A 25,733-nucleotide genomic window follows, 5' to 3' on the forward strand; every position below is an offset into this window, starting at 1 on the left:
CTATAATCGGTTGATCTGTATATCGCCGCTGTCGAGGTCGACGTCTGCGACGAATTCCACGGGCACGTTGAGCGGTTCGCATTTCAGGTCGGAATGCACGACAAAGCGCAGCTTGAGCTGCTCGGGCCCCACGGAGGTGTCGCGCCGCACCCGGATGGACTTGCGATCGAGTCTTGGCTCGTAGGTCGTCAGCGACATGCGCAGGGCATCGCTGAGCTCCTCGTCGGTGACTTCGTCGATCGAACGGTTTGCGATATCGGGGAAACCATAGTTCAGGATCGAGGTGCGGACGCAGCCGCGACCGGTCAGGTCAAGCGTCGACTCGAGGGCAATGGTATTGAGGAGTGTTTCGACGTCCTGCGAAACCTCGCGCCTTAGCAGCGTCTCCGAGATCGGGAAACGACCAGCGCTGCGCCGTCCCGCTATCACTCGCTCACCGAACTGATCCCGCAATTCGAGCGCTTTGCGGGCATCGCGAGCGTCATGAGCCGCACGAAAGGCCAGCATCAATGGCGGAGAGAGCCGGTCCTTCCTTGGCGTAACGGTCATTGACGGTCCCCGTACAGCCGGCGCCGATTGCCGCTATGGGCAACCGACGCCGGGCAGGAAGCTTGCGATCAGGCCCATTCCTTGTTGGCCGCAACGTCCCATCCGAACACCGGAGACGCGCCGGCGCCGCCTTTTTCGGTCTGGGTCTTGTAGGTCATTTTGACCTTCTGGAAGTTCAGGCTGACGTTTTCGGTGAGGCGATCCTCGCCGTGCGATCCGCCCGTCGAGACGCTGGAAACCAGAACGTGCTTCATCTCGATCTTGAGATATTCGAGCGGGTGTTCACCGGCCTTGCGTACCGTGAGAATGGCGCTGTCGATGTGCTTTCCATTCGCGCAGACCTTGAAAAGCTCGGGTGTCGCCTTGTCCACGAAGTGCGTGAAGTGGAGGTCTTGAACCGCGACCTTGCCGGCGCCGCCGCCCGACCCGCTGTGGAACGTGCCGCTCTGGCTCTCGCCGAACGACCAGCTCAAAATGTCGATTTCGTCCTTGTGTTTGTCGTCGAGCGACTCGCCCTTGATCGGATCGAGTTTCAAAAAGATGTCGACAGCCATAGCATAGCCCTTTCAAAATTCTCTGATGATAGACGGTTGCGATAGCGCGGCGTCAGGAGCTCGGGCCTGGCAGGCGCGAAACGAGACTGAGACCGACGTCCATCGCTTCCAATTGAAAGTGTGGACGGAGAAAGAAGCGCGCGTTGTAATATCCCGGGTTCTCCTCGTTTGCTATGACCTCAACCTTCGCAGCGGCCAGCGGCTTGCGCGCTTTCTGAGCTTCTGACGACAGGGCCGGATTGGCATCAACGTACTCGTTGATCCAGGTCTGCAGCCAGACCGTCAGCTCATCCTTTTCCTTCATGGATCCGATCTTGTCGCGAACCATGCACTTCAGATAATGCGCAAAGCGGGATACTGCGAACATGTAGGGCAGGCGTGACGACAGGTTGTCGGACGCGGTTGCATCCACGCCCTTGTCGCCGAAATACTTCTTCGGCTTATAGAGCGACTGGGCGCCGATGAAGGCAGCCTTGTCGGTGTTCTTGCGATGGATCAGCGGGATGAGTCCCGCCTTTGCAAGCTCGTGCTCGCGACGATCGCTGATGGCGATCTCGGTGGGGCATTTCAGGTCGACGCCACCGTCGTCGGTCGGGAACGTATGCGTCGGCAGGTTGATGACCTCGCCGCCGGACTGGACGCCGCGGATGCGGGTGCACCAGCCGAACTCCTTGAAGGCGCGGTTGATGTTGACCGCCATCGCATAGGCGGCGTTGATCCAGCCGTATTTGTCACCGGTGTGCCCGTCCGTCTCCTCTTCGAAGGCGAACTCTTCCACCGGCTCCGATTTGGCGCCGTAGGGGAGGCGGCCCAGCGCACGCGGCATGCACAGGCCGAGATAGCGCGAGTCGTCCTGATCGCGCAGCCCTTTCCATGCGGCGTATTCCGGCGTGTCGAACACCTTGCCGATGTCGCGAGGGTTCGACAGTTCGGTCCACGAGTCCATTCCCATCAGCGTCGGCTCGGCGCCGCTGAAGAAGGGGGCGTGTGCGGCGCCGGCGATCTTGCTGAGATCGCGGAGCAGCTGCACGTCGGTGGGGAGGTGGCTGAAATAGTAGTCGCCGATCAGGCAGCCGAACGGCTCGCCGCCCAGCTGGCCAAATTCGTACTCGTAGATCTGCTTGAACAGCGGGCTCTGGTCCCACCGCGCATCGGGATAAAGCCGCAGGTTCCGGTACAGCTCGTTCTTGGAGACGTTCATCACCCGGATCTTGAGGTTGGCGTCGGTCTCGGAATTGAAGACGAGGTAGTGGAGGCCGCGCCAGGCACTTTCGATCGCCTGGAATTCGGGCGCGTGCAGGATCTCGTTCATCTGCGCGGTCAGCTTCTGATCGATCCGCGCGATCATCTCCTCGATGGTGTCGAGCACGTCCGACTTGATGACGCTCGTATCCTTCAGCGCTTCCTGAACGAGCGTGGACACCGCGTTTTCCACTTCGGTCGCCGCACGTTCGGTGCGCGGCTTGAAGCTTTGCTTCAGCAGGGCGGCGAACTCGTCAGCCTCGACGGTCCCGACCTTGGTGGTGGTCTCTTTGTGGATTGCTTCTTTTGCCATGGTCCCCATTCCTTCCCTTAGCTGTTGCTGTCGGCTTCGGTGGACTGGCTGCTCGCGCGCTCGCGCAGTGCGGCCATCAGTTGAGGATCGGCGAGGAGTTTCTTCAGCTGGTCCTCGGCGCCCACCTTGCCATCCATGTAGCGCAGCAGGTTGGCAAGCTGTTCGCGCGCTTCGAGCAGCTTGGCCGTCGCCGGCACCTGGCGGGCGACCGCCACCGGCGTGAAGTCGGACATCTTGTTGAAGCGCAGGTTGACGGAGATCTTTTCGTCGGACCCGTCGCTGAGACGATTGGCGACGCGGGCCGTCACGCCGGGCTGGATCGCCGCCATGCGGTTGTCGAAATTGTCCATGTCGAATTCGAGGAACTTGCGCTCTTCGACCTTCGTCTTCTCGATGCCGGGGTTGTTGCCGGAAAGATCGGACAGGACGCCCATGACGAACGGCAGCTCGATCAGCCGCTCGGCGTCGTAGGGATCTTCGTAAGTGATGTGCACGCGCGGTGCGCGGTTTCGGCGAATGAATTTTTGACCGCTGTCGGTTGCCATTGGGTTGCCCTCTTCACAAAAAAATCTCTGCGGAAGCCGACTTGCGCGACGCAGGCAGGGAAGTGCCTCGGTCTTTCGTCGGCGGAGCTTCCTTCCGTTCAGTTAGTCCCCTCGAACGGAAGGCGGGTTCAATTCGATTTATCGATCGCCTTCAGAGCGCCCTCTGGCAGCACTTCGTTCAGCAGGCTGAGGAAGTCTCGCTGTGCGAGTTCGCGTGCGCGATCGACCAGGAACGGGATCGGGCTGGACGGCTCCGCGGCCCGGAAGAAAGACGCAACCTTGCTCAGCAAGTCCAACGCCTGGGCTCTGTTTTCGGCTGAAAAAACAGCATCTTGAGCCTCGCTTTCGGTCGCGGATGGGAGCGCGGTGGCGAACTCCGCCATGCGCTCGATCGGCAGGTCGAAGACCTTGTCGCGACCGATATTGATGGCGGCGCTTTCCACGTGGGCCGGCATCAGCATCCGCATCACTTCGATAAACGATTTGCCAACCATGTCCTGCGCCTGCCGCACCAGCAACAGCGCCGGGCTCGACGGTTCCTTCCGAGCGAAGTAGTCGGCAGCCGCCGCCAGTGCCGCGGATGCCTGTCCGGGTGACGTCACTGCGCCGGCGATTTCGATCGGAGGCTGCCGGTCGTCTTGGGCGGTTTCCTCCGGGGATGAGGCAACTGCGGCCGGATCGCGTGCAGTGACCAGAGTCGCGAGCCAGCCGGCCATGCCGTTCGCGACACCCGCCAGCCTGTCGAGACTGATGGGTTGCCCCGAGTTCAACTTTTCGTGCCAAGCCGATTTGATGCCGGCAATCTCGGCAGCGACCGCCGAACAGCGGGCGCTCACCGCTTTGAGGGTGTCGAGGTCGGTCTCGCCGATGATGCGCTCGATGGTTCCGAGATCTGGCATGTCGACGTCAGCATCGCCGGCGGGAATTTCGCCCTTGGCAATCTGATAGGCTCGGTAGTTGAGGCTGCCGTGCCGTCGATTTTCGATCAGGGGAAGGAATTGGAGCGGGTTGATCACCGTCGGAAACACGTCGATCGCCTCGATGGTGACGGCCCGAAAGGCATAGTCGCCGTCCTCGCCCCTTGGGTGAACCGCTTCCCATTGTTCGCGGAGCAGCAGGGTGGTTGCCCGCAGGCAGCTGAGGAAGCCGTCGAGATCGCGGTTCAGGATGGAAAACTTGGCGAGCAGCATGGTCAGGCGCAGATCGCGGGTGCGAGCCAACAGGGGCTGGGCAGCGGCGAACTGGCCGGCAATATCGATGGCTTTTGGATCGAAGCGTCCGCGCTCTCCGTTCGCATTGACGACCTCGAAATACGACATCGGCAGCAGCGATTCCGCAGCTGCGAAGAAATTCAGGTACTGGACGTCGCCGGCCGCATCGAGGTCAGGCCCGCAGGGATCGTCCGGGTCGATGGGCTGGGTCAGGGATGCGACGTCGAGCATGCAAAGAGGATCCGTCTGCGGGGCCCTGGCCCCTCTACCAGGTCCGTGACATCTGGCGGATCACGCGGGGGATCATGATCCGATTGACTGTTAGGTCAGATCAACGCTGGCCTCGGTTCATTCCCGCGATGACGGCGGTTTCCCGTGAACCAGCAAGCGCTTGGAACCGACTACATGAGTGCCGCAGTGGCTTCCCCGGGCGGGTGCGTTGCCGAGCCAGGAGAGGTGACACCGAGCGGACCTGTCGGCCATCCCACCGATGGACGGCTCGGATTTCGATCGTTCGTGCTTGACCGCCCGATGCGCCGGTTGCGCAGTTCGTGCGGTCAACGAGGGAGTTTAACGCCCACATGGGCCAGCTTACCCAGGATACCCGCCTCTGCGAGCTCAAGACCCCCCTTGGCAAGGACGTTCTGGTTTTTGCCCGGTTCGAGGCCGCCGAAGGTCTGAGTGAACTGTTCGAATATCGCATCGAATGTCTCAGCGAGGAAGCCGATCTCGACTTCGATCGGGCCATCGGCAAGCAGTGCACCCTCACCATCAAACTGCACGAGAAGGAACGCGAGTTCAGCGGCATTCTCACGGAAGCCCAATGGCTGGGGGTGAAGAACGACTATTTCAGTTACCGGATCGTGCTGAGGCCCTGGTTGTGGCTGCTGTCGCGGACCACCGATTGCCGGATCTTTCAGGACAAGAAGGCGCCCGACATCATCAAGGAAGTCTTCAACGAGCGCGGCTTCACCGACTATGAGTCCAAGCTTACCGAAGAGGGCTCATGTCCAAAGCTCGAATACTGCGTTCAATATCGCGAGACCGATCTGGATTTCGTGTGCCGGTTGATGGAGCAGCACGGGATTTACTACTTCTTCAAGCATGAAGGCGGCAAGCACACGCTGGTGCTGGCCGATTCCAAGTCCTCGCACAGTCCAATCAACGGTCTCGCGAAGATCCCCTACATCCCGCTCACCGGCTCCGATCGTCGCGGCGAGCAGCATATTTATGAATGGGCTTCCGAACGCCGGTTCCGCACCGGGAAGATCGAGCTCAACGATTACAACTACCAAAAGCCCAACGCGCAGATGATCAGCGACGCCAAGGGCTCCGAGCACTACACACGATCCGAGATGGAGTTCTACGACTATCCCGGCAAGTTCAAGGAGAAATCCGACGGCGAGCGTTACGCGAAGATCCAGCTCCAGGCCGAGCAGGCGATGGATCGGCGCCGCCGGGGCAATGGCGACGCCGTCAATCTGTTTCCGGGCGGACTAACCAAGCTCGAGAAGCACTCGAAGGACTCGCAGAACGTGGAATATCTCGTGGTACGGGCAGCTCATTCGTTTTCCATCGAGTCCTATCGCACTGGCGGCCCCGGCGACGCCGGACAGCACGTCTACTTTGGCAGCTACGAATTTCTGCCGAGCGATCGGCCGTTTCGATCTCCCATGACGACGCCGAAGCCGAGGATCAATGGTATCCAGACGGCCAAGGTCGTCACCAAGGACGACAATTCGAGCGAGGAAATCGACGTCGAGTCGCTGGGCGAAATCTATGTTCGCTTTTTCTGGGATCGGAAGAAGAAGCGGTCGTGCCGGTTGCGCGTGGCGCAAGTCTGGTCCGGCAAGCGCTGGGGCGGTCAGATCATCCCGCGCGTCGGGCAGGAGGTGGTGGTGGAATTCCTGGAAGGGGATCCCGACCGGCCCTTGGTGATAGGGACCGTATACAACGATGAATACAAGCTGCCTTACGACCTGCCGTCCAAGAAGACGATTGCGGGTCTGAAGTCCGACTCGACCAAGGGAGGAGGCGGCTACAACGAATGGAACTTCGAGGACAAGAAAGGGTCCGAGAAGATCACCCTGCATGCCGAGAAGGACTACGACGTCACGGTCCGCGACACCGAGACCAGGACCATCGGTGAGGCGGCGTTCGGCGGCGACACCCGCAAGACCACGCTCAAGAACGGCAACGACAAGCTTGATATCGAATTGGGCGGTCAGCACGTCAAGCTGGCGATGGATCAGTCCGTCGATGCGGGCCTGAGCATCACCCTCACGGCCAACGTCAACATCACCCTGCAGGTTGGTCCAAGCCAGATCATCCTGTCTCCGGCCGGCATCGTCATCAACGCGCCAACCATCACCATGACCGCGCAGGCCGCCATGGCGCTCGCGGCCGGCGGCCCGCTGGTTGCCCACGGCACGCCAACCATTGTCGGCTGACAGCCATGAATCAGGTTCGGTTCAGCACAGTCCACGATCTCTTTGAAGCCTATCCGCTGGCGCGCTACGACGTCGGCAAGGCCGCTCCGGACAAGCTGTCGTTGGATTTCCTGCAGGAGGCGGCCGATGCGGGCAGCTGGCACCAGGCTGTATCCTTCTGCGCGTATCTGCTCCCCAGGCGCGTGGCCGTCGCCTGGGGCTGTCGCTCGTTGCGGCAGATGTTCGACCATTTCGACGGCAATGAAGGCAGGTCGCTCAATTTTGCCGAGACCTGGGTCCGGCAACCGGATGAGCAATCGCGCAACAAGGCTTTGGCGGTCGGCAATGCCAACGATCCTGAGCAGCCGGCGACCTGGCTGGCGCTGGCGGCGGGTTGGTCTGGTGGAAGCGTGGTTCCCGCGGAATTTGCGCCGGTCGAAGCCAAGCCGGATCAGACGGCGCGCGCGGTTCGCGCAGCCCTTTTGATCGGCCTCTGCCGGCTTACCCGCGAGTCCAGGGACCGGATAATGACGGCCTGCCTGGAGGATGGTATTCAATTGGCACGCGGCGAACCGCGCCCTCCACGCTGACGAGACGATGTGATGGTGCTTCGCTTCAACATTGAGAACGAGCCGAACCTTCCAGACGGCGGCCCTGTGTCATTCACTGTCACCGGAAGGCGTTCGGTCGACATCGGCCGGGATCGCCATCTCGACTGGACATTGCCCGATCCGGCACGGATGATTTCGGGGAAGCATTGCGAGGTCCATTATCGCGACGGCGGCTACTGGCTGCACGACGTCTCGACCAACGGCACCTTTCTCAATGGTGCCGACCAGCGTATGCGGGGAGCGCATCGGCTGCGCAACGGCGATCGGCTTGTCATCGGCCACTATGTCATTGGCGTTTCGCTGGACCTGGATGAGCCTGCCGAGGGCACTCCGAGCCATGGTGCGCAGCAGCAAGCTCCGCTCGCTCAGCAGCACGCCGACTACCACGAACTGTGGGCTCCCGGTCGCGACGTGCCGCCGCCAATCGACCCGCAGCAGTTGCGAAAACCGCGCGAGGCCGCGCGGCCCGTCAATCCGGAATTCCTGGACTGGGCAGCGAGCGTTCCCGCGGCGGGTGTGGATCCCGTCCGGCATTCGCCGCAGATGCCTCAACGCGAGCCGCCGCTGCACGACGACATGAGCTGGGCAGCCGGTCCGGTTGCCACGCCAAAACCGCCGGTCGACGTGCTGCACGCGATGCCGACGCCGCGCCGACCGTCGGTATGGGCCGACGACGAAGCGGCTGCCCCGCCGCCGCCGCCTTCACCGACAGGGCATGTGGGAGCGCCGCGGCCGCAACTGGCCGAGCCGGTACCGGCCACGGCGGCGTTGACCGGCAATTCCGAACTTGCGCGCCTGGTCGCCCGTGCTGCCGGGCTGCCGGACGGTTTCTTTGCCGACAAGACCGAAGCTGAACTTGCGGAACAGCTCGGCGTCATCCTGCGCATGACGGTGGAAAACTTGATGGCCCTGCTGCAGGCGCGCACCCAGGCCAAGCAGCTGACGCGCAGCACCAGCCAAACCACCATCCAGGCCATCGAGAACAACCCGCTGAAATTCTCGCCGACCGCGGAAGACGCGATGCGTATCCTGTTCGGGCCGCCGACCCGCAGTTACCTCGATGCGCCGCATGCCTTCGCCCAGGGCTTCAAGGACCTCAAATCCCATCAATTGAAGACCTATGCGGCAATGCAACATGCCGTCCGGGGACTGATTGCCAGCATCGATCCGACGCTGATGGCGCGCGAGCTCGAGCTTCAGCGCGGCGCAAGATCCCTGTTTGGCTCGAACAAGAGCAAGCTCTGGGACGAATTCTTGACGCGCTGGAACGCGCATCTCGGTCGCGACGAAAGCGCGCCGATCGATACCTTCATGCTGCATTTCTCCGAATATTACGACCGCGCTGACAAGTCGGGTTCAAAGTGAACTGTCGGTGACGATGCAGTCGCCGATCATTGCCAAGTGGATGTAGGAATGTCTTGGTACAGCAAAGTTTTCTGGTCGGAAGGTCTGTTCCTGCGGCCGCATCATTTGCAGCAGAACGATCGCTATCTCGAGCATCTGCTGGAAAAGCGCGTTCGTTACACGACACCATATCCCTGGGGCTTTGCCCAGCTCGAGATCGATAACGATCTTACTCAGCAGAGCAAATTCGCCGTGCGCAGTGCGACCGGCGTCATGCCGGACGGAACGCCGTTCGATATTCCCGCCGACAGTCCGATCCCGGAAGCCATCGAAGTGCCGGATTCGGCCGCAGGCCAGATCGTCTGGCTGATGATGCCGGTCGCGGCTCCCAATACGCGGGAGGTGGATGAGGACCGCACCGACAGCGCAAGTCGCTACGTTCGGACTGCCGAAACGTTTATCGATTCAACCTCGGCGCTGCGCATCGAAGAAGAGATCGACGTTGTCTATCCACGGCTGTCGTTCGAGCTGCGCAAGACGAGCAAGCCGGGATACATGGGTCTCGGCATCGCTCGCATCCTCGAAGTGCGCGACAAGAATATCCTGTTCGACGACAAGTTTGTGCCGCCGATGCTGGTCTGCGCCGCGCATCCGGTTGTCGATGGCTGGCTCAATCGAATCATCGGCTGGGTCGAGACCAAGCTCGACGAGCTTGCACGCTACGCAGTCGATCCGTCGTCCGGCGGCGGCTTGCAGAGCGTCGATTATCTCGTGCTGCAGGTACTGAACCGGACCATTCCGGTGCTGACTCATTTCAAGCGGTCCGGCAGCGTACATCCCGAGCGGCTGTACGAGGAATTGCTGAGGTTTGCCGGTGAGCTTGCGACCTTCGCGACCACCGAGCGACGCGCACGTGACTACCCGGCATACGATCACGACAACCTCGAATACGTCTTCACGCCCCTGGTGCGCGACATCCAGGATTTCCTGAGCGCGCGGCTGGGCAGGCGGGCGATTCGTCTGGAGATCATTGAACGTGCGCAAAACGCATTTGTATCGCCGATCCGCGATCGCGCGTTGTTCCGAAATGCGACCTTGGTGCTGGAGGTCGCCGCGCGGCGGCCTCTCGTCGAGATTCAGAATGAATTCCCGCACCTGTTCAAGGTCGGGCCCAACACGAAAATGACCGAGATCGTGCACGCAAACCTGCCGGGTTTGACCCTGGTGCATCTGCCGACGCCGCCACCGCACATCCGAGCCATCACAGACCACGTCTATTTCTATCTCGATCGCAAGTCGCCGCTGTGGCCTGAGTTCAGCACAGCGGCCTCGATCGGGATGCATTTTTCCGGCGACTGGCCGGAGCTTGAGTTGTACCTTTGGGCCATCCTGGAAGAGCGGCCATGACCGACAGGGACAAGCCGGTTAATCCTTTCGGTCGGGGTGAGCGGACCATCATCCGTCCGAACCCCGGCGGGAAGATGCCGCCGGCTCCGGCTCCTCAACCTCCGGCAGGCGAGGGACCTGCCAGCCGTCCAGCGTACTCGCCATCGCCCATGGCTTCGCCTGGTGCCCCTTCGCCGCCGCCCTCATTTTCTCCCACACCGCAGGGCGCAAGCTACGCCGCCCCGCCGACCAGCCAGCCCTCAGAGGAATGGATTTCGACACCGGCGCCGGCTCAGGCGCCGCAACCGATCCTGCCGCCCGGACCGCCATTGCGTGTCGACGATCTGGTTGCGCCAAACGCCAATCCGGTGATGCGCGCCGGCGGCCCTTTGCTGCAGTTGCTTGGCCGGCTGCGCGTCGCGCTGATGCGGGCGTCATTCGCGAGCCTGATGGAGCAGGTCGCCGACGCCATCAAGTTCTTCGAGAAGGATATCCGCTCGGCGGGCATTTCCGAGCACCAGGCCAATACGGCGAAGTATATCCTGTGCGCGACCGCCGACGATATTGTGCAGCACATTCCGACCGACGATCGGCACGTCTGGGCCCAATATTCGATGCTCAGCCGGTTCTTCGGCGAACGCGTGGGCGGCGTACGCTTCTTCGAGATTCTCGATCATTTGAAGACTGATCCGCTCGTCAACTATCCGGTGCTCGAGCTTCAGCACGCCTGCCTTGCGCTCGGATTCCAGGGCATCCACCGGACGTCGCCGGGCGGACTTGCGAACCTCCAGGTGATCCAGCGCAACCTCTATGAAACGCTGCGCCGGGTTCGGCCCAAGCCGACCAACGATTTGTCGCCGCACTGGCGCGGACAGGCCTTGGCCGGTCGGCGGAAGCACTTGCGCATTCCGGTTTGGCTGGTGGCGGCCGTGGTCGCCGCGCTGTTAACCGGATCCTATTTCGTTCTGCGAACATTGCTGGCTGGCCGTGCAGAGAATGCTGCGCAAGTAGCGCTGGCGCTGCATCCCGGCGATCCGATCGAGCTCAAGCGCCGCGTCGTTGCGCCGCCGCCACCACCGCCTCCGCCGCCACCGCCGGACCGCATCACCCAGCTGCAGCGCATTCGCAACGCGCTTGCGCAGGAGAAGACGGCCTGCGCCATGACCGCGGATCAGACGGCGAGCTTCATCGTGATCAGGGTGTGCGATCTCGCATTGTTTGCCTCGGGCCAGGCAACCATCCTGGATGGTTTCAAGCCGATCGCGGCCCGCGTCGCGGCGACGCTCGACAAGGAACCGGGGCGAATCCGGGTGGTTGGCCATACCGACAGCTCGCCGATCCGCACCGTGCGTTTTCCCTCGAATTTCGAATTGTCGGTCGAGCGCGCCAAGGCGGTTGCCGCCGCGCTGAAGCCCGGCTTGGCCGATGGTTCGCGCGTCGATGTCGACGGCAAGGGATCGGATTCACCAATTGCCAGCAATTCGACACCCGAGGGGCGTGCCAAAAACCGTCGGGTCGAAATCTTCATCGAACGTAGCGAATAGGCGGACGCCAGAAGCTCACGCGATAAGCGACAGGTACCGGTCAATATGCTCGCCAAGGACATTCTACGCATCGTTCTCTATGGAGTCGGGCTCAGCTCGCTTGGGGCGGTGATCTACCTTGCCGGTCCCTTCGTTGCGTTCGGCGACTGGCATCCGTTGGAAAATCACATCGTTCGCCAGATCGCGATCCTGCTGCTCGGCGCTGCGGCAGCAGGCATCACCGGCCTTCATTTCTTCAAGCGACGCAAGAATGCCAAAGAGATCGCCGACGGCGTCAGCGCTGCGGACCAGGCTGTCAGCGACGAGCCGGTGCTCAAGGAGCGCATGAAGGATGCGCTCGCAACGCTCAAGACTGCGAGCGGCAACAAGTCCGGTTATCTCTACGATCTACCCTGGTACGTCATCATCGGTCCGCCGGGTGCGGGAAAGACCACCGCACTGGTCAATTCGGGGCTCAAGTTTCCGCTCGCGCGAGGGGCGACGCCGGCGGCGATCGCCGGGGTCGGCGGGACTCGCTACTGCGATTGGTGGTTTACCGAGGAGGCGGTGCTGATCGATACCGCCGGTCGCTACACAACCCAGGATTCAAACAGCAAGGCCGACAAGGAAAGCTGGCTATCCTTCCTGGACATCCTGAAGAAAAATCGGTCGCGCCAGCCGATCAACGGCGTTCTCGTCGCAATCAGTCTGGAGGACGTGCTGACGCTGCCGAAGCAGGAACTCGCGCTTCATGCCGATGCCATCAGGATGCGGCTCCTCGAACTGCATCAAAGGCTGAAAGTGAGCTTCCCGGTCTACGCGCTGTTCACCAAGGCCGATCTCGTTGCCGGTTTCACCGAATATTTCGCCTATCTCGGCGAGGCCGGCCGGCGCCAGGTCTGGGGCGCCACGTTCCAGACCGCCGACAAGACCCAGAATCTGGTGGGGCAGGTTCCGGTCGAGTTCGATCGCCTGCTGGAGCGTCTGAGCGAGGAAACGCTCGACCGTCTGCAGGACGAGCCGACGCCCCAGCACCGGGTGCAGTTGTTTGGTTTCCCGGCGCAGATGGCGCGGCTCAAGCCGCAGATCCACGATTTCCTCAACCAGATTTTTGAGCCGACACGGTATCACGTGAACGCCAATCTGCGTGGGTTCTATTTCACGTCGGGTACCCAGCAGGGGACGCCGATCGATCAATTGATCGGATCGTTGGCGCGTACGTTCGGCGCGGAGGAAGTCGGCGCCGGATCGTACTCCGGGACCGGCAAGAGCTATTTCCTTGCCGATTTGATTTCGAAGGTCATCATCGGCGAGGCCGACTGGGTCTCGACCGACCGCGCTGCGGTGCGCCGCGCCTTGATCCTCAAGACCGCGGCGCTGTCGGTGATAGGTTTGGTGGCGATCGGGCTGATCGGTGCGTGGCTGACCAGCTACAAGCGCAACTCCGACCTGATCGAACAGAGCTTGCAGGCGGACAACGAGTATGCGGCCGCCGGGGCGCCGCTCATCAAGCAAACGCTGATTGCCGATCATGATCTCGACAAGGTGCTGCCGCTGCTCTATCGGCTGCGGAACGCCCCGGCCGGCTATGCCTCACGGAATGAGCCGGTAGCACTGTCGGCGCGCTACGGGCTCAGTCAGCACGCGCGCCTGTTGTCGCCCGCGAAGGCGGCCTATCACACCGCGCTTGAGCGCATGTTCAGGCCTCGTTTGCTGTACCGTTTGGAAGAGCAGCTCAATGCGCGCATCAACGAGCCTGCCTTCGTCTATGAGGCGCTGAAGGTCTACCTGATGCTCGGCGGCCTGCAATCCCCGGACCGCGAGCTCATCCGTTCCTGGATGCAGCGCGACTGGGCGGACAACCTGTATCCTGGCGCGACCAACGCGGAGGGACGGCGTCTGCTCGATGAGAATCTCGTCGCCATGTTCGACCTCGAAACCGAGCAGCCGCCGCTGGTCGAGCTTGACGGCCGGCTGATCAAGCAGGCACAGAATTCATTGGCGCGCCTCAGCGTGTCGCAACGCGCCTACGAGTTCCTGAAGTCGGAGGCTCGTGGATCGACCGCCGGCGACTGGATCGCCAGCCGCCGAGGTGGTCCGGACGTGACAGTTGTCTTCGAAACCACGACTGGGCAGCCCTTGGACAACGTGCGGGTACCCGAGTTCTTCACCTACAACGGCTTCAATCAGAAGTTCATCGCTCGACTGCCCGGATTGTCGGAGCGCATGAAGCGGGAGCGGTGGGTCTTGGGTGACGCCGGCCAGCAATCGGCAATCGACCAGCAGTATGACAATCTGGCTGGCGATCTGCTCAGCATCTACTCCAATGAGTTCGTGACGACCTGGCGGACTGCGCTCGGCAGTCTGCGTCTGAAGAAATTGCTCGCGGACAAGCCGAAATACGAGGTGCTGAGGGCGCTTTCGGCGCCGACCTCGCCGATGCGGCAAATCCTGGAGTCGGTGCGCGATGAGACGATGCTGACCAAGGAACGCCCCAAGCCGGCGAGCGGCGGCACGCCGGCCGCGCCGCCTGCGGTGACCACGCCAGCGCTGTTCAACAATGCCCAGGATGGTACGCCCGGCGCGGCGATCGAGTCGCAGTTCAAACCCTACCATGCAGTGCTTGAAGGGGAGAGCACCCGCCGGCCGATCGACTCGACGATCGCAAACCTGAACGACATCGCGCAGAATCTGACGCTGATGATCGAGAATCCGCAACTGACGGCACAAGCAACCGCGGGGCTTCAGACCCAGGTTGCAGCGCTGCGCAATAATGCCTCGCGTATGCCGCCACCGTTTTCCGATATGCTGCGGGCGGCGGCCGCGGAGTTCGAAGGCAGCATCGCCGCCTCCACGGCAGGCCAGATCCTGCAGTCGTTACGCGATCAGGTCACGCCGGTCTGTCAGCAGACGGTGACCAACCGCTATCCGTTCGTGCGGAGCAGCGGTCAGGAAGTCCCGCTCGCGGACTTCGCCAAGCTGTTCAGCCCGAACGGCGTCATGGACAAGTTCTTCACTCAGTTTCTGGCGCCTTATGCAGATACGTCGCGATCCGAATGGGTCTGGCGGAAGGAGAGCCCCGTCGGCCGATCGTTCTCGCCTGATACGCTAAAGCAGTTCCAGAATGCCGCTTATATCCGCGACGCGTTTTTCCAGACTGGCGGCGGTGTGCCGGCGGTGTCCTTTGCGATCCGGCCGCCGGCTGCGGCCGGACCGGGCATCACAGTCAAGACCGAGATCGGCGGCACGACGATCACCAGCCCGACCACACCAGGACCAGCCGCAACCCCCTCCATGTTTGGCGCGCCGCAACCCGCTCCTCCGCCGCCGCCGCCGCAGAGCAATTCACCGACGACGGTGCTCTGGCCCGGCCCATCGCCGCGGACGGCAATTTCGGTCAGCAACGAGTCCGGCTCGCCATCCGTACTCGAGCGCATCGGCCCCTGGTCGTTGTTCCGAATGCTGGAGGCTGGCTCGCTGGTCGCCAAGGCGGAATCCGCCAGCGCAACGTTCATTGTTGCCGGACGCGAGCTCAACTATCAGATTTCGACCGGATCGTTGCGCAATCCGCTAAACCTGTCAGTGCTCCGCGAGTTTCGTTGCCCGACCGGAATATGACCATGCGATGCGGCTTATTCGGCAAGATCGGCGCGAAGCGTGATTTCATCGCGATCGCGACGCCGCGAAGCTTCCTGGAAGTCTGGGAGCCGTGGGTGCAGGCAGCCATCTCCGCGAGCCGCCACCAACTCGGCGCCGCCTGGCAGGAAGCATTCCTGACCGCGCCGATTTGGCGATTCTGGCTTGGCGCCGCGATCTGCGGCACCGCCGTCGCAGGAGCGATCATGCCGTCGCTTGACGGCGTGGGGCGATACTATCCGTTGACGCTGCATGCAGTGCCGGATGGCGACGCTGCGCTGTCGCCGCCGCACATCGATCCGCAGGACGAGTGGTATGGGCAAGTGGAGACGTTCCTGCTCTCGACCCTGGACCGGGCTGCGACGTTCGAGCAGATCTCCGATGCACTGGATCGTCTCGCGCTTCCGCGTCTGCGGACGCCGGGGACTGATGGACCGCCGGTCGTGTCGCTGGGTGACGCGACGCTGGGAATGGTTTCGACGGTCGACGGGTTTGCCGGGGCGTTCGGCACGCTCTGCGGCGCCAACCCTCAAGTCTATGCCGCGGCCAGTTTCTGGTGGACCGCGGGGGGCGAAGGGTTCTCGCCGATCGCACTCTGTTGCCGCGGATTGCCGGATCCGTTTCGCTATTCCACGCTGCTGACCGGCGACGTTGGCCGCGAAGTATCCGGGACGGGATGACGCGCGATGGCACACGTCCCCTCCTTGTTCGATGTCGGTAGCGTCACGCACGCCGGACGGGTGCGGGCGCGGAACGAAGATGCATGCCTGGTAAGGACCGACGTCGGCCTGTGGGCCGTCGCTGACGGTATGGGCGGTCACGAGGCGGGCGATCTTGCCAGCCGCATCGTGGTGGAGTCGCTTGATTCCATCGGCGCGACGGACTCCGCGGCGGACCTGCTGGCGCAATGCGAGGCGCGTCTGTTCAGCGCCAACCAGCAAATCCTGGCACTCAGCCATGAAAGGCAAGGTGCCATTGTCGGGACCACAACGGCAGTCCTGCTGGTGCGCGACGGCCATTATGCCTGTATCTGGGCGGGTGACAGCCGCGTGTACCTGATCAACCGCGACGGCATCACACAGGTATCGCACGATCACAGCGAGTTGGAGGAGCTGATCGCCGATGGCGCGCTATCGCGCGAAGAGGTTCAGGACTGGCCGAGCAATGCCATCACCCGGGCTGTCGGTGTCGTCGCCGACCCCGAGCTCGAGGTGGTGACCGGTCCGGCCGAACCGGAAGACATCTTCGTGATTTGCAGTGACGGCTTGACCCGACACGTGCGGGACGACGAGATCGAGCAGCATGTGGCTACTCGCCTTGCCCAGACCGCCTGCGACGACATGCTCGCGCTCGCGCTTGATCGCGGCGGACTCGACAACGTCACGATCGTGATCGTGCGATTGCTCGCGCCACGACCCTCAGAGCCGACGAGGACACCGCTTGATCGGGAGCCGCGACCATGACCGCGAACGATCCGTCTCGGTCATCCTACCGCGGTGTGCCGGCCGGCACCCGGCTCAACGGCATTTACGAGATCGAAGCGATGATCGGGGCAGGCGGCATGGGGGAGGTCTACCGATGCCGCGAGATCCAGACCGGATCGCCCGTCGCGGTCAAGATGCTGCTCCCTGACATGGTCGACAACGAGGCGGCGCTTGCGCTGTTCCGCCGGGAGGCGGCCGCGCTTCACAATCTTCCGCACGAAGCAATCGTTCGCTACTTCCTGTTCACGGTCGAACCCGCACTGCAGCGCCCGTATCTGGCGATGGAGTTTGTGAACGGACGCTCGTTGTCGAACATGCTCGACGATGGGCCGCTCACCTTCGAAGCGCTGATCAAATTGATGCGGCGGGTCGCATCGGGCCTTCAGGCCGCTCACGAGCACGGCATTATCCATCGCGATGTCTCCCCCGATAACATCATCGTGCCGCTCGACGATGTAAGGCGGGCGAAGATCATCGACTTCGGGATCGCCCGGTCGACGCAGATGGGTGACAAGACCATCATCGGCTCCGGCTTCGCCGGCAAGGACAATTACGCGTCGCCGGAACAGGTCGGCCTGTACGGCAATGATGTCACCGCGAAATCCGACGTCTACAGTTTTGGTCTCGTGCTGTTCCATGCCCTGACCGGACAGAAGCTCGATATGGGCGGGAGCCAGTTTCAGCTGGTCGAGAAGCGTCGGCGCGTGCCCGATCTCGGCGCAGTGGACATGCGCATCAGGCCGCTTCTCGAGAGGATGCTGCAGCCGGACCCGGCCTTGCGCCCGACCATGGCGGAGGTCGCCAACTGGACGCCGGCGGGGTCGGCGCAGCCGCCCGCGGCACCGCTCTACGGCTTCGATCCATTGGCGAAGTCGCAGGCTGGTACGTCTGCTCCGCAGGAGCGGGCGCCATCAACCACGCGGGGCTCCCGCCGCATCTGGCTCGGCGCCTGCGTCGCGGGGCTGCTGCTTCTGCTGGGGGGCGGTGGGTACACCTTCTATAGATTTGTCTGGAAGGCACCAGGCTTGGAGGCCTTGCCGCCACCTCCGAAACTCGCCGGGACATCCACACCGCCGAGCGAGCCTGCTCCGCCACCGCCAGCACGTCAGGAGCCGGCGAAGCTGCCGTCTCAGCCGACGGTGACGCCGTCTCCGTCCCCCGACGGGCCGGGGCGAGCCGAGCGCATCCGCAAATATGTTGCCCAATATGCTGGCGGCGACTGCTTCTTCATCCTGCCTGTTGCCGTGAGCTCAAGCGCAGCCGTCATTGAAGGCTTCGGCGCTTCGACCGCCCCGTTCGATACCTTCGACAAGGCGTTTCGAAAGGAGCAGGGATTTGAGGCTTCGGTCGGCGTCAGGCAGGTGAATCAGGCGCAATGTCCGGCCGTCAAGTTCCTCAGTCAGGTCGGAAGCGATCAAGCGCGTGCGCCCCGCATCAACCTGTCGGCGACGGAGCTGAAGGCTGGTGAGACCCTCAATGGGACCGTCGAGAATTTTGCCAACCGTGTGGTGGAACTGCTCATGGTCTCGGATCGCGGCGAGGTGCGCAGCTTGTCTTATCTCCTGAAGCCGGGCGTCGACTCGCTTTCCTTTGCCCTGCCGATGGAGCGTACGACCGGCCCGCAACTCCTGTTGGCCGTCGCAGCCCCGCGGGTTCTGGATTCATTGCGCCAGCCGCGACCGATGGCTGCCGACACATTCTTCCTGCAGGCGACGAGCGAAGCACAACGCGGCAACGTGGCCATCACCGCGGCTGGACGCTATGTGATGCTCACCAATTGAGCTGCCGTTCAGAACCTGCCGATCATCAGGATCTTCAGGTCGGCATCCGGCTTGAAGTCGCTTGCCGTGAACTGCCGCGCGTTGTCGGCAGATGACGGCTTGAGCCGCCCCGGACAAAAACTGACCAGACGGTCGTCGCCGCCCGGATCGATCGTCAACGTGAAGGACCGGATTGGACCCGCCCAGTTCGCGCCCGTCTTGAGCACGTAGGAAATGCGCCGCTCCTGCAGCTTTGCGGTATTGGCCTTGCTGTCACCTGTGCGCTTGTCCAATTCGGCAAGGAACGCATCCGTAATGCAATAGTCTCTCCGGTATCGCTCGACCTCCGGACCTAGCGCCGCGCTGCGACGCAGGCCCGAGCGAAGGACGGTGTCAGGGCTGGAGCCGACGCTCGGGCGATATTGATGTTCGACCGTGACGGTATGCGCCGCTGGAAACACTTGCTCGCGAACGGCGGACGTCTTGGTTATCCAGCCGGGCGTGTATTGCTGGCGACCGTTGTCGCTCATGCCGGCAGGTATCAGAAGGCCATCATCGATCAGCTTCGTGCGGGTTGTCGCCGGCAGGTCGGCCACCCGGATCTCCCGATCACCGAGTGGCAGCAGGGACAGCGTGAACTGACGGAGGAGAGCCGTGACATCCTTGTTGCCGACCATGGCGCGCTGGTCGATGGTCAGCGGCACCGGGTTGCCGTCGATCCTGGTCTCGAACTCGACGAAGTTGACTGGATCGCTCGATGGAAGCGCAATGCTCTCGGCTTCGGACAGGTCGATGTCGGGCAGCGGAAAGGCGACCGTGAGCGCAACCGCCTTGCTTGTCTGGTTGACGAATTGGTAGCGCACGCTGACCCGGTCCAGCCCGATATGAAGCTCCTCGCTCGCCATGGCCACGTCCTTGGTGCGGACGAATTGTAGCCCGCCGATGGACAATTCGGCCGCGGAATCGTTTGCCCGCGCAGGCCAGCCGGTTGCGGCCAACAGGACGATCATCAAGGCTCGAGACCTCAACGACAGCCCGCTTAACACTCCAATTGCCATGCCGGCCTCCATGCGGCGCCGCAGCGTCTGCCCGTGTGGGTCAATCGATCGCCTGGTAAAGGTCGCCCCATTCCGGCTTCCAGACGCCATCGGGGTCGCAAACCACGATCGCGAGCTTCATGTCATTGGCGAGACGGATTGCGCCGCGAAAGGCATCCTGGGCCGGCATATGGGCGCTGACCTGGTCGCTGCTCAGGCGTCCCCCGCTTGCGGCGGCCGGCAACACGATTGACCCGGAGGCGCCGGCATTGTCGCTCCTCAAAACCAGAGTGATCGCGTCGGGCTGGATTTCGCTGACTTGCTCAAATCTGTTTCTGGCCATGATTTTGCACTGCAAGCTGAAGGAGTTCGGACTATCACCGTCCAGTGAAAGAGTTGAACGGGATCGGGGTTGCTCGCCACTAATTGACGCTGCATTCGCGCAGTCTTGGATTAGGCAGTCTTGGATTAGGCAGTCTTGGATTAGTCGGACTGACGCCGCATTCGGTTCGGTTACATTGAGGCGGATATGCTTCGTCGATCTAGCTGGATCTGGCTCTCTATCGTCGGCGCGGTCATAGCTGCCACCGGGGCACGGGCCGACGATGCGGTTGTGCGAAGCTTTGCCGGCGGTTCGGCTGCATCCATGGTGGGGATCGTCGCGGCCAGCCAGGACGTCGAGCTCGCGGGCCCGCAAGCGCTCAGCGCTGACGGACAGGGAAACCTGTTTGTGCTCGATCAAATCAATGGCCGCATTCTGCAGTTCGACCCCAAACAACCGAACACGGCTCCCGATATCCTGAAGATGCCTGGCGATGTGCAGCCCACCGACCTCGTCGTCCATAACGACGACATCATGGTTTGGGACGGCGGCGTGCGGATGCTGAAGGCGGCACCAGGACAGTCCACACGCGGGTTGGGCGGTGACGTGATCCAGCTGGAGGAAGTCTCATCCCGCGGAACGGACGACCAGGTCGCCATTTCGGCCTTCGCACAGATGGGCTCGCAGGCGCTGAGCAGCCCCACCGACTTGCTGGATCAGAATACGCGCGCGGCCATCGTGAGGACGACGCGACAGCCCGACCGGCAATATATCGCCTCGCGCAGCAAGGGATCAGTGATCGCCGATATCATTCCCGACAAGGGCAATGCCGGCGTTCGGGTCGAAATCCAGACCATGGTCTCCAACGAGACCATCGGTCAGCTCGGCCTGCGCGTCCGCAACCAACTCGGCGCCGTGGAGTTTCTCGAGATCGACAACAGCGACCGCTTCTACGTGCTGGCCGAGGACATTCCTTCGTCGGGCAAGAATGCCTCCACCTTCGTCGCACGCTATGCCGCGAACGGACGCCTTGAGGGCATCTACGAGCTGCCGCTGGAGAACACGCCCGTGACCCGGCGGTTCGTCACCGTCTCCGGCGATGGCGACGTCTATTTTCTGCGCACCAAGCCGGATGGTGTCGAGGTGGTCGGTGTCGGCTTCCGCCCCCTGGGCAAGGTATCCGTCATTGACGTCAGGCCGTCGCGCACGGCGGCCGAGCCGGCGGCGCGGCCGGATATCAGGTTCAATGCGACCGCCGCCGTGCGGCCGTCCAATCGTCAGCAGGCGATTGAGACGGCCTTCGCCTTTGAGGGCATTCAGTGGAAGCTGACACCGGCGAACTACGGCAGCGATCCCGACAGCCAATGCTCCGGTTTCAGCCGTATTCGCCGGCCGTGGTACCTGCAGGGCAAGGTAAACCAGGAAGTGCGGGGCGTGCCCTATTGCTGGGGCTGCCACGGTTCGCTCGCGAATTTCCGGCAGCGCATCGAAAGCGGGACGCTGGCGGGCAATGTCTGCACCCGTAACGAGCCACGGCCGGACGTGGCCGGTGTCGACTGTTCGGCATTCGTCAGTGCCACGTGGGGGCTTTCCGTCCATTACACGACCGCCGCCATCCCCGCGATCGCCGCGCCCGTGACCAACCCCTGGGACCTCAAGCCTGGTGACGCCCTGAACAAGCCGGGTTCCCACGTGATGTTGTTCTTGCGGTTCACGCCGGATCGCAAGGCCGAGGTTATGGAATCCTCGACGGGTGGCTGCAACGGTCGGGTCTGCCGCAACGTCTACCCGCTCGCGAGCCTGCTTGCGCGCGGATACGTTCCCGTCCGCTTTCGGGCGTTCGCAGATGATCAGACGACCGTTTCCGCGAACGCCTATCAGGAGACCGAGGCGCCGACAGGCCGCAAGACGGCGAATAAACGGCGCTGAACCTGAGGTCTTGCCAAGGCTACAGATGAACAAAGGCTACAGATGAACATGGATTACCGCCTGCGCGCTGGTTTCCGGAGGCCTGAACGGCATTCCTGCCGCTCTGCCTTACCGGTGCGGTTCCAGGGCGGACCTGCTTGATATCGAGGTGGATCGCGATGCGAACGCTCAGGGGCTTTGATCGAAGGACCGGTTGGCTGTGTGCAGCCCTCCTGTTCGCTGCGTTGATCGGCCTGCCGCTCCAGCCCGCGCATGCGGCGGCTGAACTGTCGATAAGCAATCCCGACGGTGCGGCTCTCCGGGCGCTCGTCATCGGGATCGACGACTACCAGCATGTGCGCAAATTGAAGGGCGCGGTCGCCGACGCCAATGACATCGTGTCCAGCTTGAGGACCATGGGCGTCAGCGATGTGGTCGAGCTGACCAATGCACAGGCCGACAGGGCAAGCGTGCTGCGCGAGATCAGCTCACTGGTGGAGCGGACAAAAAACAACGATCTCGTCTTCCTGTCGATCGCAGGTCACGGCACGCAGGAGCCGGAGCGGATCAAGGGCTCGGAACCGGACGGAATGGAGAATGTGTTCCTGCTGCCCGAATTCGCGACCACGCCGTCCGGGTCGGTCGAGCGCATTCTGGGAAGCGAATTCAATCATTTCATCCGGCAGTTCGAATTGCGCGGCGCAAGGGTGATCTTCGTTGCGGATACCTGCCATGGCGGCGGAATGGTGCGCGATATCGACCCGCGGGCGGCGGAGATGAGCTTTCGACAGGTGCCGCGCTACACGCTGCTGGTTGATGAATTGAAGCCGGTGTCGAGCAGCGACGACCCGAAGTCCGAGCTCGATCTCGACCACACCGCGTTCATCGCCGCGGTCGACCGGCACACCAAGGCTCCGGAAGTGCGGATTCCCGGGATCGATGGCTTGCGCGGCGCCCTGAGTTATGCCGTTGCGCGCGCCGTGGAGGGCAACGCGGACATCAATCATGATGGCAAGGTGACCCTGAAGGAGCTTTTCAGCAATGTTCGGCAGGTGGTCTATCAACTGTCCGACCAGCGCCAAAACATCGTGACGGTATCGTCGCCGGCACAGATGCCGGAAACCGAGGTCGCCTTCGAATTGACCCGCGGCGTGGTCCTGATCCAGGGGACGGCCGCGAGAGCTGCCTCCGGTCAGGTTGCTACCGTCGCGTCCGCCGAGAAGCAGAATCCTGCGCCGCCGGCCGTTACGGCCAAGTCGCAAACCGCTCCAACCAGTGCCGCCGCGACCGCCCCGGCCGCGCCCAGTGCCGCATTGCCGCCCTTCCGCCTCACCACGCCGATCCGCTTGGCGGCGCTTGACGGCAAGATGGGCTATTTCACCAGCGTCAAGCCGCAGGACGCCAGCGTGCAGGCCGTTCAACCGACTGATAATCCCGACCTGATCTGGGACCCCGTGTCCCATGACGTGATCGCCTGGGGCGACGTGGTCGCCTATGGCGTCGACGTTGGCGGCTTGACGACAGTGGTCAACCGAACCGCGGCAATTCGGGAGCTTAAGCGCATGGCGACGCAGTCGCCGCAGCTGATGCGTATTTGGCCGGATGATCGACAGCAGCGCAGCGGCCAGACCGTCGAGGTCGAATTGTCCGACGTCGGTTCGCGGGCGGTGCTGCTGTTCAACGTGTCCGGTGATGGAACCATCCAAATGCTGTATCCGGTGGGATCCGATGCCGCGATGGCTCGATCAGCAAATCTGCGGCTGCCTCTTCGTGTAGGCGAGCCGTTCGGCGCCGAGCAGATCGTCGCGGTGACCTCGCAGCAGCGGATGGTCGATCTGGAGACGGTCCTGATGCAGCTCAACCGGCGCCGTGCCTCGGGGCAGGTGATCAAGAGTCTGGAGCGCTACCTGCCGGCGGATGCGCGGATCGCGTCAATCGGCTTCTTCAGCGTTCCCTGACAATCCTGGGGCAGCGGACCATGTCGCCAGCGGAACTGGTTTGCCGCAAGCAATCATGGTTCGCGATCGTGCTGCTGCTGGCGGGAAGCGGGGCCGCGTCGGCGGCGCCGCCGCCATCGGCCTCTCCATCGGCGGGTGCGACGAATGCTCCGTTGCTCTGGCGCGTACAGGCCCCGCGCGGCCCGGCAAATGCTGCCGGCGTGTCGCTTGAGATCCTGCCGGGTCCAACTGTCAACATTGGCGGCAAGGTGTCATTCGGCGTAACCGCCAGGAGGCCTGGCTATCTGATGCTGGTGGATGTTGATGCGGAAGGGCGGATGTCCCAGATCTTTCCGACTGCCGAGCTATTGGCGCAGTCGGTCGGACCCGACATGAATCTTGTCAAGCCTGGCGTCCAATTCATCGTTCCGACCCCGGCGGCACAGCAACGTGGATTTGAATATGTCGTCGCGCCGCCGGCCGGGTCCGCCGTGATCGTTGCGATCCTGAGCGAGCGTCGTGTGCAATTGCTCGATTTGCCAGACATTCAGCGCAAGCTTCAGGGGCCGGCCGACACGTTGAGCTATCTGTCGGATTGGACCAGTCAGCTGCGGATACCGGACAGCGGCGGCGGAAGACTGTTGCCGAACAATTGGTCGTTCGACATCAAATCATACTCCATCAAGTAGGTAAGCGATCGCGTTGCACCGGCTACCCGGGCGGTTGAGGAGACCGTCCCGAGCGATCATGTGGTGAATATCCGTGTGGCGGAGGCTGCTGTTCGGTGTCTTGCGTGCAGGGCCCTGCGGTTTGGCTCCCTTGCCCCGGCATTGCCGATTGCGGGGAGGAGACGGCGGCCCGTACACGATCTCGAGCGCGCCGCCGTGCATACCGTCCTAGTTGCAGACCTCAACATTGCCGGTACCGCCGCCGGGACCTCCGCCGCCACGGTAATCGAGATGACATCCGCGACGGACCGGGCGGCATAGATAAGCATCACACACGATCTGGCCGCTGCCACCCGAGGGTCTCGCCGTCGCCTGTCGGCGGGGAGTGTCGGCTTGCGGCTCAGGCCTCTCGCGAACCGGACGATCGGCGCGCGACGGGCGCTCATCCATGTAACGCTTCGCCATCGGCTTTTTTCCGCGCCGCTTCTCGCATTCGTTATCCTCGTTCAGGAACGAGCCTTCGGCGCAGGTGACCTTGCGGCACTGATCGCCGTCTGCCTTGTAGCCATGCTCGCAGATCAGTGGGCAAACCCGGGCCGGTTTCAGCTTGATTGCATCGAGCGCATCGAGGCTTGCAAGCTTGACGTCAAATTTGGTTCCGGCGTGCCGGTTGAACAGGGTCAGGGAGCGACGCGAGGCCGCGTTCCACTCACCGTCGATGGAGCCTGTGAAACAGCCAACCCGGCTCAACTCGCTCTGCACCGATTTGGCAAGATCCTCCTGCGGCGGCGCCGTGTTCAAGGCGGCCACCTTCGCGCCCTCGCTATTCAGCGATGGGGTAGCGGTTGCAATACTATCCGGCTTGGCGCTGTCGGGCGCGGGTCCGTTCGCGGAAAGCATGGCGACCGTCGAGGTCTGCGATGCGGTCCGCTTCCGTTCAGCCTCAGCAGCTTGGTCCTGCGCCGCCTGCTTTGTTCTTTCTGCCGCGATACGGGCGTCCTCCGCGGCCTTGAAATCTGCGGCCGCCTTTTCCTGCTCCGCTCGCTGCGCACCTTCGGACGCAAGCCGAGCCTTCTGCTGCTCCGCTTCCTGCGCTTTCCTGGTGGCGGTAACGCGCGCGTCCTCCGCGTCGATCTGATTGAGCTGAAGCTTGGCCAGGTTTGCGTAATAGCCGTCGGGATGCTGGGCGAGGAACGCGCTCATGGCGGCTTTGTTGCCGACCTGCAGGGCCAATTCGTAGTCGCGACGAATCTCCGACGAGGCGTTAGCCGGCG

At 62.7% G+C, this 25,733-nt stretch carries 19 protein-coding genes and 1 pseudogene; 12 read left to right on the plus strand and 8 right to left on the minus strand.

Annotation, left to right across the window (positions count from 1 at the left end):
* From tssE to AKL29_RS15640, 5 genes are all read right to left on the minus strand, one after another.
* Positions 1 to 549: a type VI secretion system baseplate subunit TssE gene (gene tssE, locus AKL29_RS15620; protein ID WP_152977617.1), complete on the minus strand. Its 549-nt coding sequence runs from the start codon at positions 547 to 549 to the stop codon at positions 1 to 3.
* A 68-nt stretch (positions 550 to 617) separates the two neighbouring features.
* Positions 618 to 1,103: an Hcp family type VI secretion system effector gene (locus AKL29_RS15625; protein ID WP_016843423.1), complete on the minus strand. Its 486-nt coding sequence runs from the start codon at positions 1,101 to 1,103 to the stop codon at positions 618 to 620.
* A gap of 52 nt (positions 1,104 to 1,155) precedes the next feature.
* The gene (tssC, locus tag AKL29_RS15630) at positions 1,156 to 2,658 is read right to left on the minus strand and encodes a type VI secretion system contractile sheath large subunit (RefSeq protein ID WP_018272201.1); all 1,503 of its coding nucleotides are present in this window, start codon (positions 2,656 to 2,658) and stop codon (positions 1,156 to 1,158) included.
* A gap of 17 nt (positions 2,659 to 2,675) precedes the next feature.
* Positions 2,676 to 3,203 (minus strand): type VI secretion system contractile sheath small subunit, encoded by a 528-nt coding sequence (gene tssB, locus AKL29_RS15635; RefSeq protein ID WP_028335401.1) that lies wholly within the window; start codon positions 3,201 to 3,203, stop codon positions 2,676 to 2,678.
* A gap of 128 nt (positions 3,204 to 3,331) precedes the next feature.
* Entirely contained in the window at positions 3,332 to 4,645 is a 1,314-nt protein-coding gene (locus AKL29_RS15640; RefSeq protein ID WP_050384801.1) for a type VI secretion system protein TssA, read from the minus strand.
* 350 nt (positions 4,646 to 4,995) lie between these two features.
* On the opposite strand from AKL29_RS15640, the gene AKL29_RS15645 reads away from it, so the two are divergent.
* The 9 genes from AKL29_RS15645 to AKL29_RS15685 all read left to right on the plus strand — a co-directional run bounded on the left by AKL29_RS15645 (position 4,996) and on the right by AKL29_RS15685 (position 18,608).
* The gene (locus AKL29_RS15645) at positions 4,996 to 6,864 is read left to right on the plus strand and encodes a type VI secretion system Vgr family protein (protein ID WP_028335403.1); all 1,869 of its coding nucleotides are present in this window, start codon (positions 4,996 to 4,998) and stop codon (positions 6,862 to 6,864) included.
* 5 nt (positions 6,865 to 6,869) lie between these two features.
* Positions 6,870 to 7,433: a DUF6931 family protein gene (locus tag AKL29_RS15650; RefSeq protein ID WP_050384802.1), complete on the plus strand. Its 564-nt coding sequence runs from the start codon at positions 6,870 to 6,872 to the stop codon at positions 7,431 to 7,433.
* A 12-nt stretch (positions 7,434 to 7,445) separates the two neighbouring features.
* Positions 7,446 to 8,819 carry a type VI secretion system-associated FHA domain protein TagH gene (tagH, locus tag AKL29_RS15655; RefSeq protein ID WP_050384803.1) on the plus strand — a complete coding sequence of 458 codons (1,374 nt, stop codon included), beginning with the start codon at positions 7,446 to 7,448 and terminating at the stop codon, positions 8,817 to 8,819.
* A gap of 48 nt (positions 8,820 to 8,867) precedes the next feature.
* Entirely contained in the window at positions 8,868 to 10,205 is a 1,338-nt protein-coding gene (tssK, locus tag AKL29_RS15660) for a type VI secretion system baseplate subunit TssK (protein WP_028335406.1), read from the plus strand.
* A 308-nt stretch (positions 10,206 to 10,513) separates the two neighbouring features.
* Positions 10,514 to 11,728 carry a type VI secretion system protein TssL, long form gene (gene tssL, locus AKL29_RS15665; RefSeq protein ID WP_283089576.1) on the plus strand — a complete coding sequence of 405 codons (1,215 nt, stop codon included), beginning with the start codon at positions 10,514 to 10,516 and terminating at the stop codon, positions 11,726 to 11,728.
* A 45-nt stretch (positions 11,729 to 11,773) separates the two neighbouring features.
* A complete protein-coding gene (gene tssM / locus AKL29_RS15670) occupies positions 11,774 to 15,325 on the plus strand; it encodes a type VI secretion system membrane subunit TssM (RefSeq protein WP_050384805.1) in 3,552 nt (1,183 codons plus the stop codon).
* Complete coding sequence (tagF, locus tag AKL29_RS15675; RefSeq protein WP_050384806.1) at positions 15,322 to 16,023, plus strand: type VI secretion system-associated protein TagF; 702 nt, start codon at positions 15,322 to 15,324, stop codon at positions 16,021 to 16,023. Before tssM ends, tagF begins: the two co-directional genes overlap by 4 nt.
* 6 nt (positions 16,024 to 16,029) lie before the next feature.
* Positions 16,030 to 16,806, plus strand: a complete 777-nt coding sequence (locus AKL29_RS15680; protein ID WP_050384807.1) for a PP2C family protein-serine/threonine phosphatase — start codon at positions 16,030 to 16,032, stop codon at positions 16,804 to 16,806.
* The gene (locus AKL29_RS15685) at positions 16,803 to 18,608 is read left to right on the plus strand and encodes a serine/threonine-protein kinase (protein ID WP_050384808.1); all 1,806 of its coding nucleotides are present in this window, start codon (positions 16,803 to 16,805) and stop codon (positions 18,606 to 18,608) included. Before AKL29_RS15680 ends, AKL29_RS15685 begins: the two co-directional genes overlap by 4 nt.
* Positions 18,609 to 18,616: 8 nt before the next feature.
* Here the strand turns inward: AKL29_RS15685 and AKL29_RS15690 are convergent, their stop codons facing one another.
* Both AKL29_RS15690 and AKL29_RS15695 read right to left on the minus strand, forming a co-directional pair.
* Positions 18,617 to 19,597 carry a DUF4424 domain-containing protein gene (locus AKL29_RS15690; protein WP_050384851.1) on the minus strand — a complete coding sequence of 327 codons (981 nt, stop codon included), beginning with the start codon at positions 19,595 to 19,597 and terminating at the stop codon, positions 18,617 to 18,619.
* 88 nt (positions 19,598 to 19,685) lie between these two features.
* Positions 19,686 to 19,967 (minus strand): hypothetical protein, encoded by a 282-nt coding sequence (locus AKL29_RS15695; RefSeq protein WP_028335413.1) that lies wholly within the window; start codon positions 19,965 to 19,967, stop codon positions 19,686 to 19,688.
* Between the two features lie 186 nt (positions 19,968 to 20,153).
* On the opposite strand from AKL29_RS15695, the gene AKL29_RS15700 reads away from it, so the two are divergent.
* From AKL29_RS15700 to AKL29_RS15710, 3 genes are all read left to right on the plus strand, one after another.
* Positions 20,154 to 21,875, plus strand: a complete 1,722-nt coding sequence (locus AKL29_RS15700) for an NHL repeat-containing protein (protein ID WP_050384809.1) — start codon at positions 20,154 to 20,156, stop codon at positions 21,873 to 21,875.
* A gap of 158 nt (positions 21,876 to 22,033) precedes the next feature.
* Complete coding sequence (locus AKL29_RS15705) at positions 22,034 to 23,812, plus strand: caspase family protein (RefSeq protein WP_050384810.1); 1,779 nt, start codon at positions 22,034 to 22,036, stop codon at positions 23,810 to 23,812.
* Between the two features lie 68 nt (positions 23,813 to 23,880).
* Positions 23,881 to 24,480, plus strand: coding sequence for a DUF4384 domain-containing protein (locus tag AKL29_RS15710; protein WP_244482065.1), 600 nt, complete (start codon positions 23,881 to 23,883; stop codon positions 24,478 to 24,480).
* Between the two features lie 207 nt (positions 24,481 to 24,687).
* Here AKL29_RS15710 and AKL29_RS44895 read toward each other — a convergent pair.
* A pseudogene (locus tag AKL29_RS44895) lies at positions 24,688 to 25,733 on the minus strand (caspase family protein); the annotation flags it as partial.

It is taken from the genome of Bradyrhizobium pachyrhizi (assembly GCF_001189245.1).
Classification (GTDB): Bacteria; Pseudomonadota; Alphaproteobacteria; order Rhizobiales; family Xanthobacteraceae; genus Bradyrhizobium; species Bradyrhizobium pachyrhizi.

Bases quoted from the DNA above. Each gene is read 5' to 3' on its own strand.
- AKL29_RS15640 (WP_050384801.1), bottom strand. From the start codon at position 4,645: ATGCTCGACGTCGCATCCCTGACCCAGCCCATCGACCCGGACGATCCC.
- tssB (WP_028335401.1), bottom strand. From the start codon at position 3,203: ATGGCAACCGACAGCGGTCAAAAATTCATTCGCCGAAACCGCGCACCG.
- tssK (WP_028335406.1), top strand. From the start codon at position 8,868: ATGTCTTGGTACAGCAAAGTTTTCTGGTCGGAAGGTCTGTTCCTGCGG.
- tssM (WP_050384805.1), top strand. From the start codon at position 11,774: ATGCTCGCCAAGGACATTCTACGCATCGTTCTCTATGGAGTCGGGCTC.
- AKL29_RS15705 (WP_050384810.1), top strand. From the start codon at position 22,034: ATGCGAACGCTCAGGGGCTTTGATCGAAGGACCGGTTGGCTGTGTGCA.
- AKL29_RS15700 (WP_050384809.1), top strand. From the start codon at position 20,154: ATGCTTCGTCGATCTAGCTGGATCTGGCTCTCTATCGTCGGCGCGGTC.
- tssC (WP_018272201.1), bottom strand. From the start codon at position 2,658: ATGGCAAAAGAAGCAATCCACAAAGAGACCACCACCAAGGTCGGGACC.
- AKL29_RS15690 (WP_050384851.1), bottom strand. From the start codon at position 19,597: ATGATCGTCCTGTTGGCCGCAACCGGCTGGCCTGCGCGGGCAAACGAT.
- tagF (WP_050384806.1), top strand. From the start codon at position 15,322: ATGACCATGCGATGCGGCTTATTCGGCAAGATCGGCGCGAAGCGTGAT.
- AKL29_RS15645 (WP_028335403.1), top strand. From the start codon at position 4,996: ATGGGCCAGCTTACCCAGGATACCCGCCTCTGCGAGCTCAAGACCCCC.
- AKL29_RS15650 (WP_050384802.1), top strand. From the start codon at position 6,870: ATGAATCAGGTTCGGTTCAGCACAGTCCACGATCTCTTTGAAGCCTAT.
- AKL29_RS15680 (WP_050384807.1), top strand. From the start codon at position 16,030: ATGGCACACGTCCCCTCCTTGTTCGATGTCGGTAGCGTCACGCACGCC.
- tagH (WP_050384803.1), top strand. From the start codon at position 7,446: ATGGTGCTTCGCTTCAACATTGAGAACGAGCCGAACCTTCCAGACGGC.
- AKL29_RS15695 (WP_028335413.1), bottom strand. From the start codon at position 19,967: ATGGCCAGAAACAGATTTGAGCAAGTCAGCGAAATCCAGCCCGACGCG.
- AKL29_RS15625 (WP_016843423.1), bottom strand. From the start codon at position 1,103: ATGGCTGTCGACATCTTTTTGAAACTCGATCCGATCAAGGGCGAGTCG.
- AKL29_RS15685 (WP_050384808.1), top strand. From the start codon at position 16,803: ATGACCGCGAACGATCCGTCTCGGTCATCCTACCGCGGTGTGCCGGCC.
- tssE (WP_152977617.1), bottom strand. From the start codon at position 549: ATGACCGTTACGCCAAGGAAGGACCGGCTCTCTCCGCCATTGATGCTG.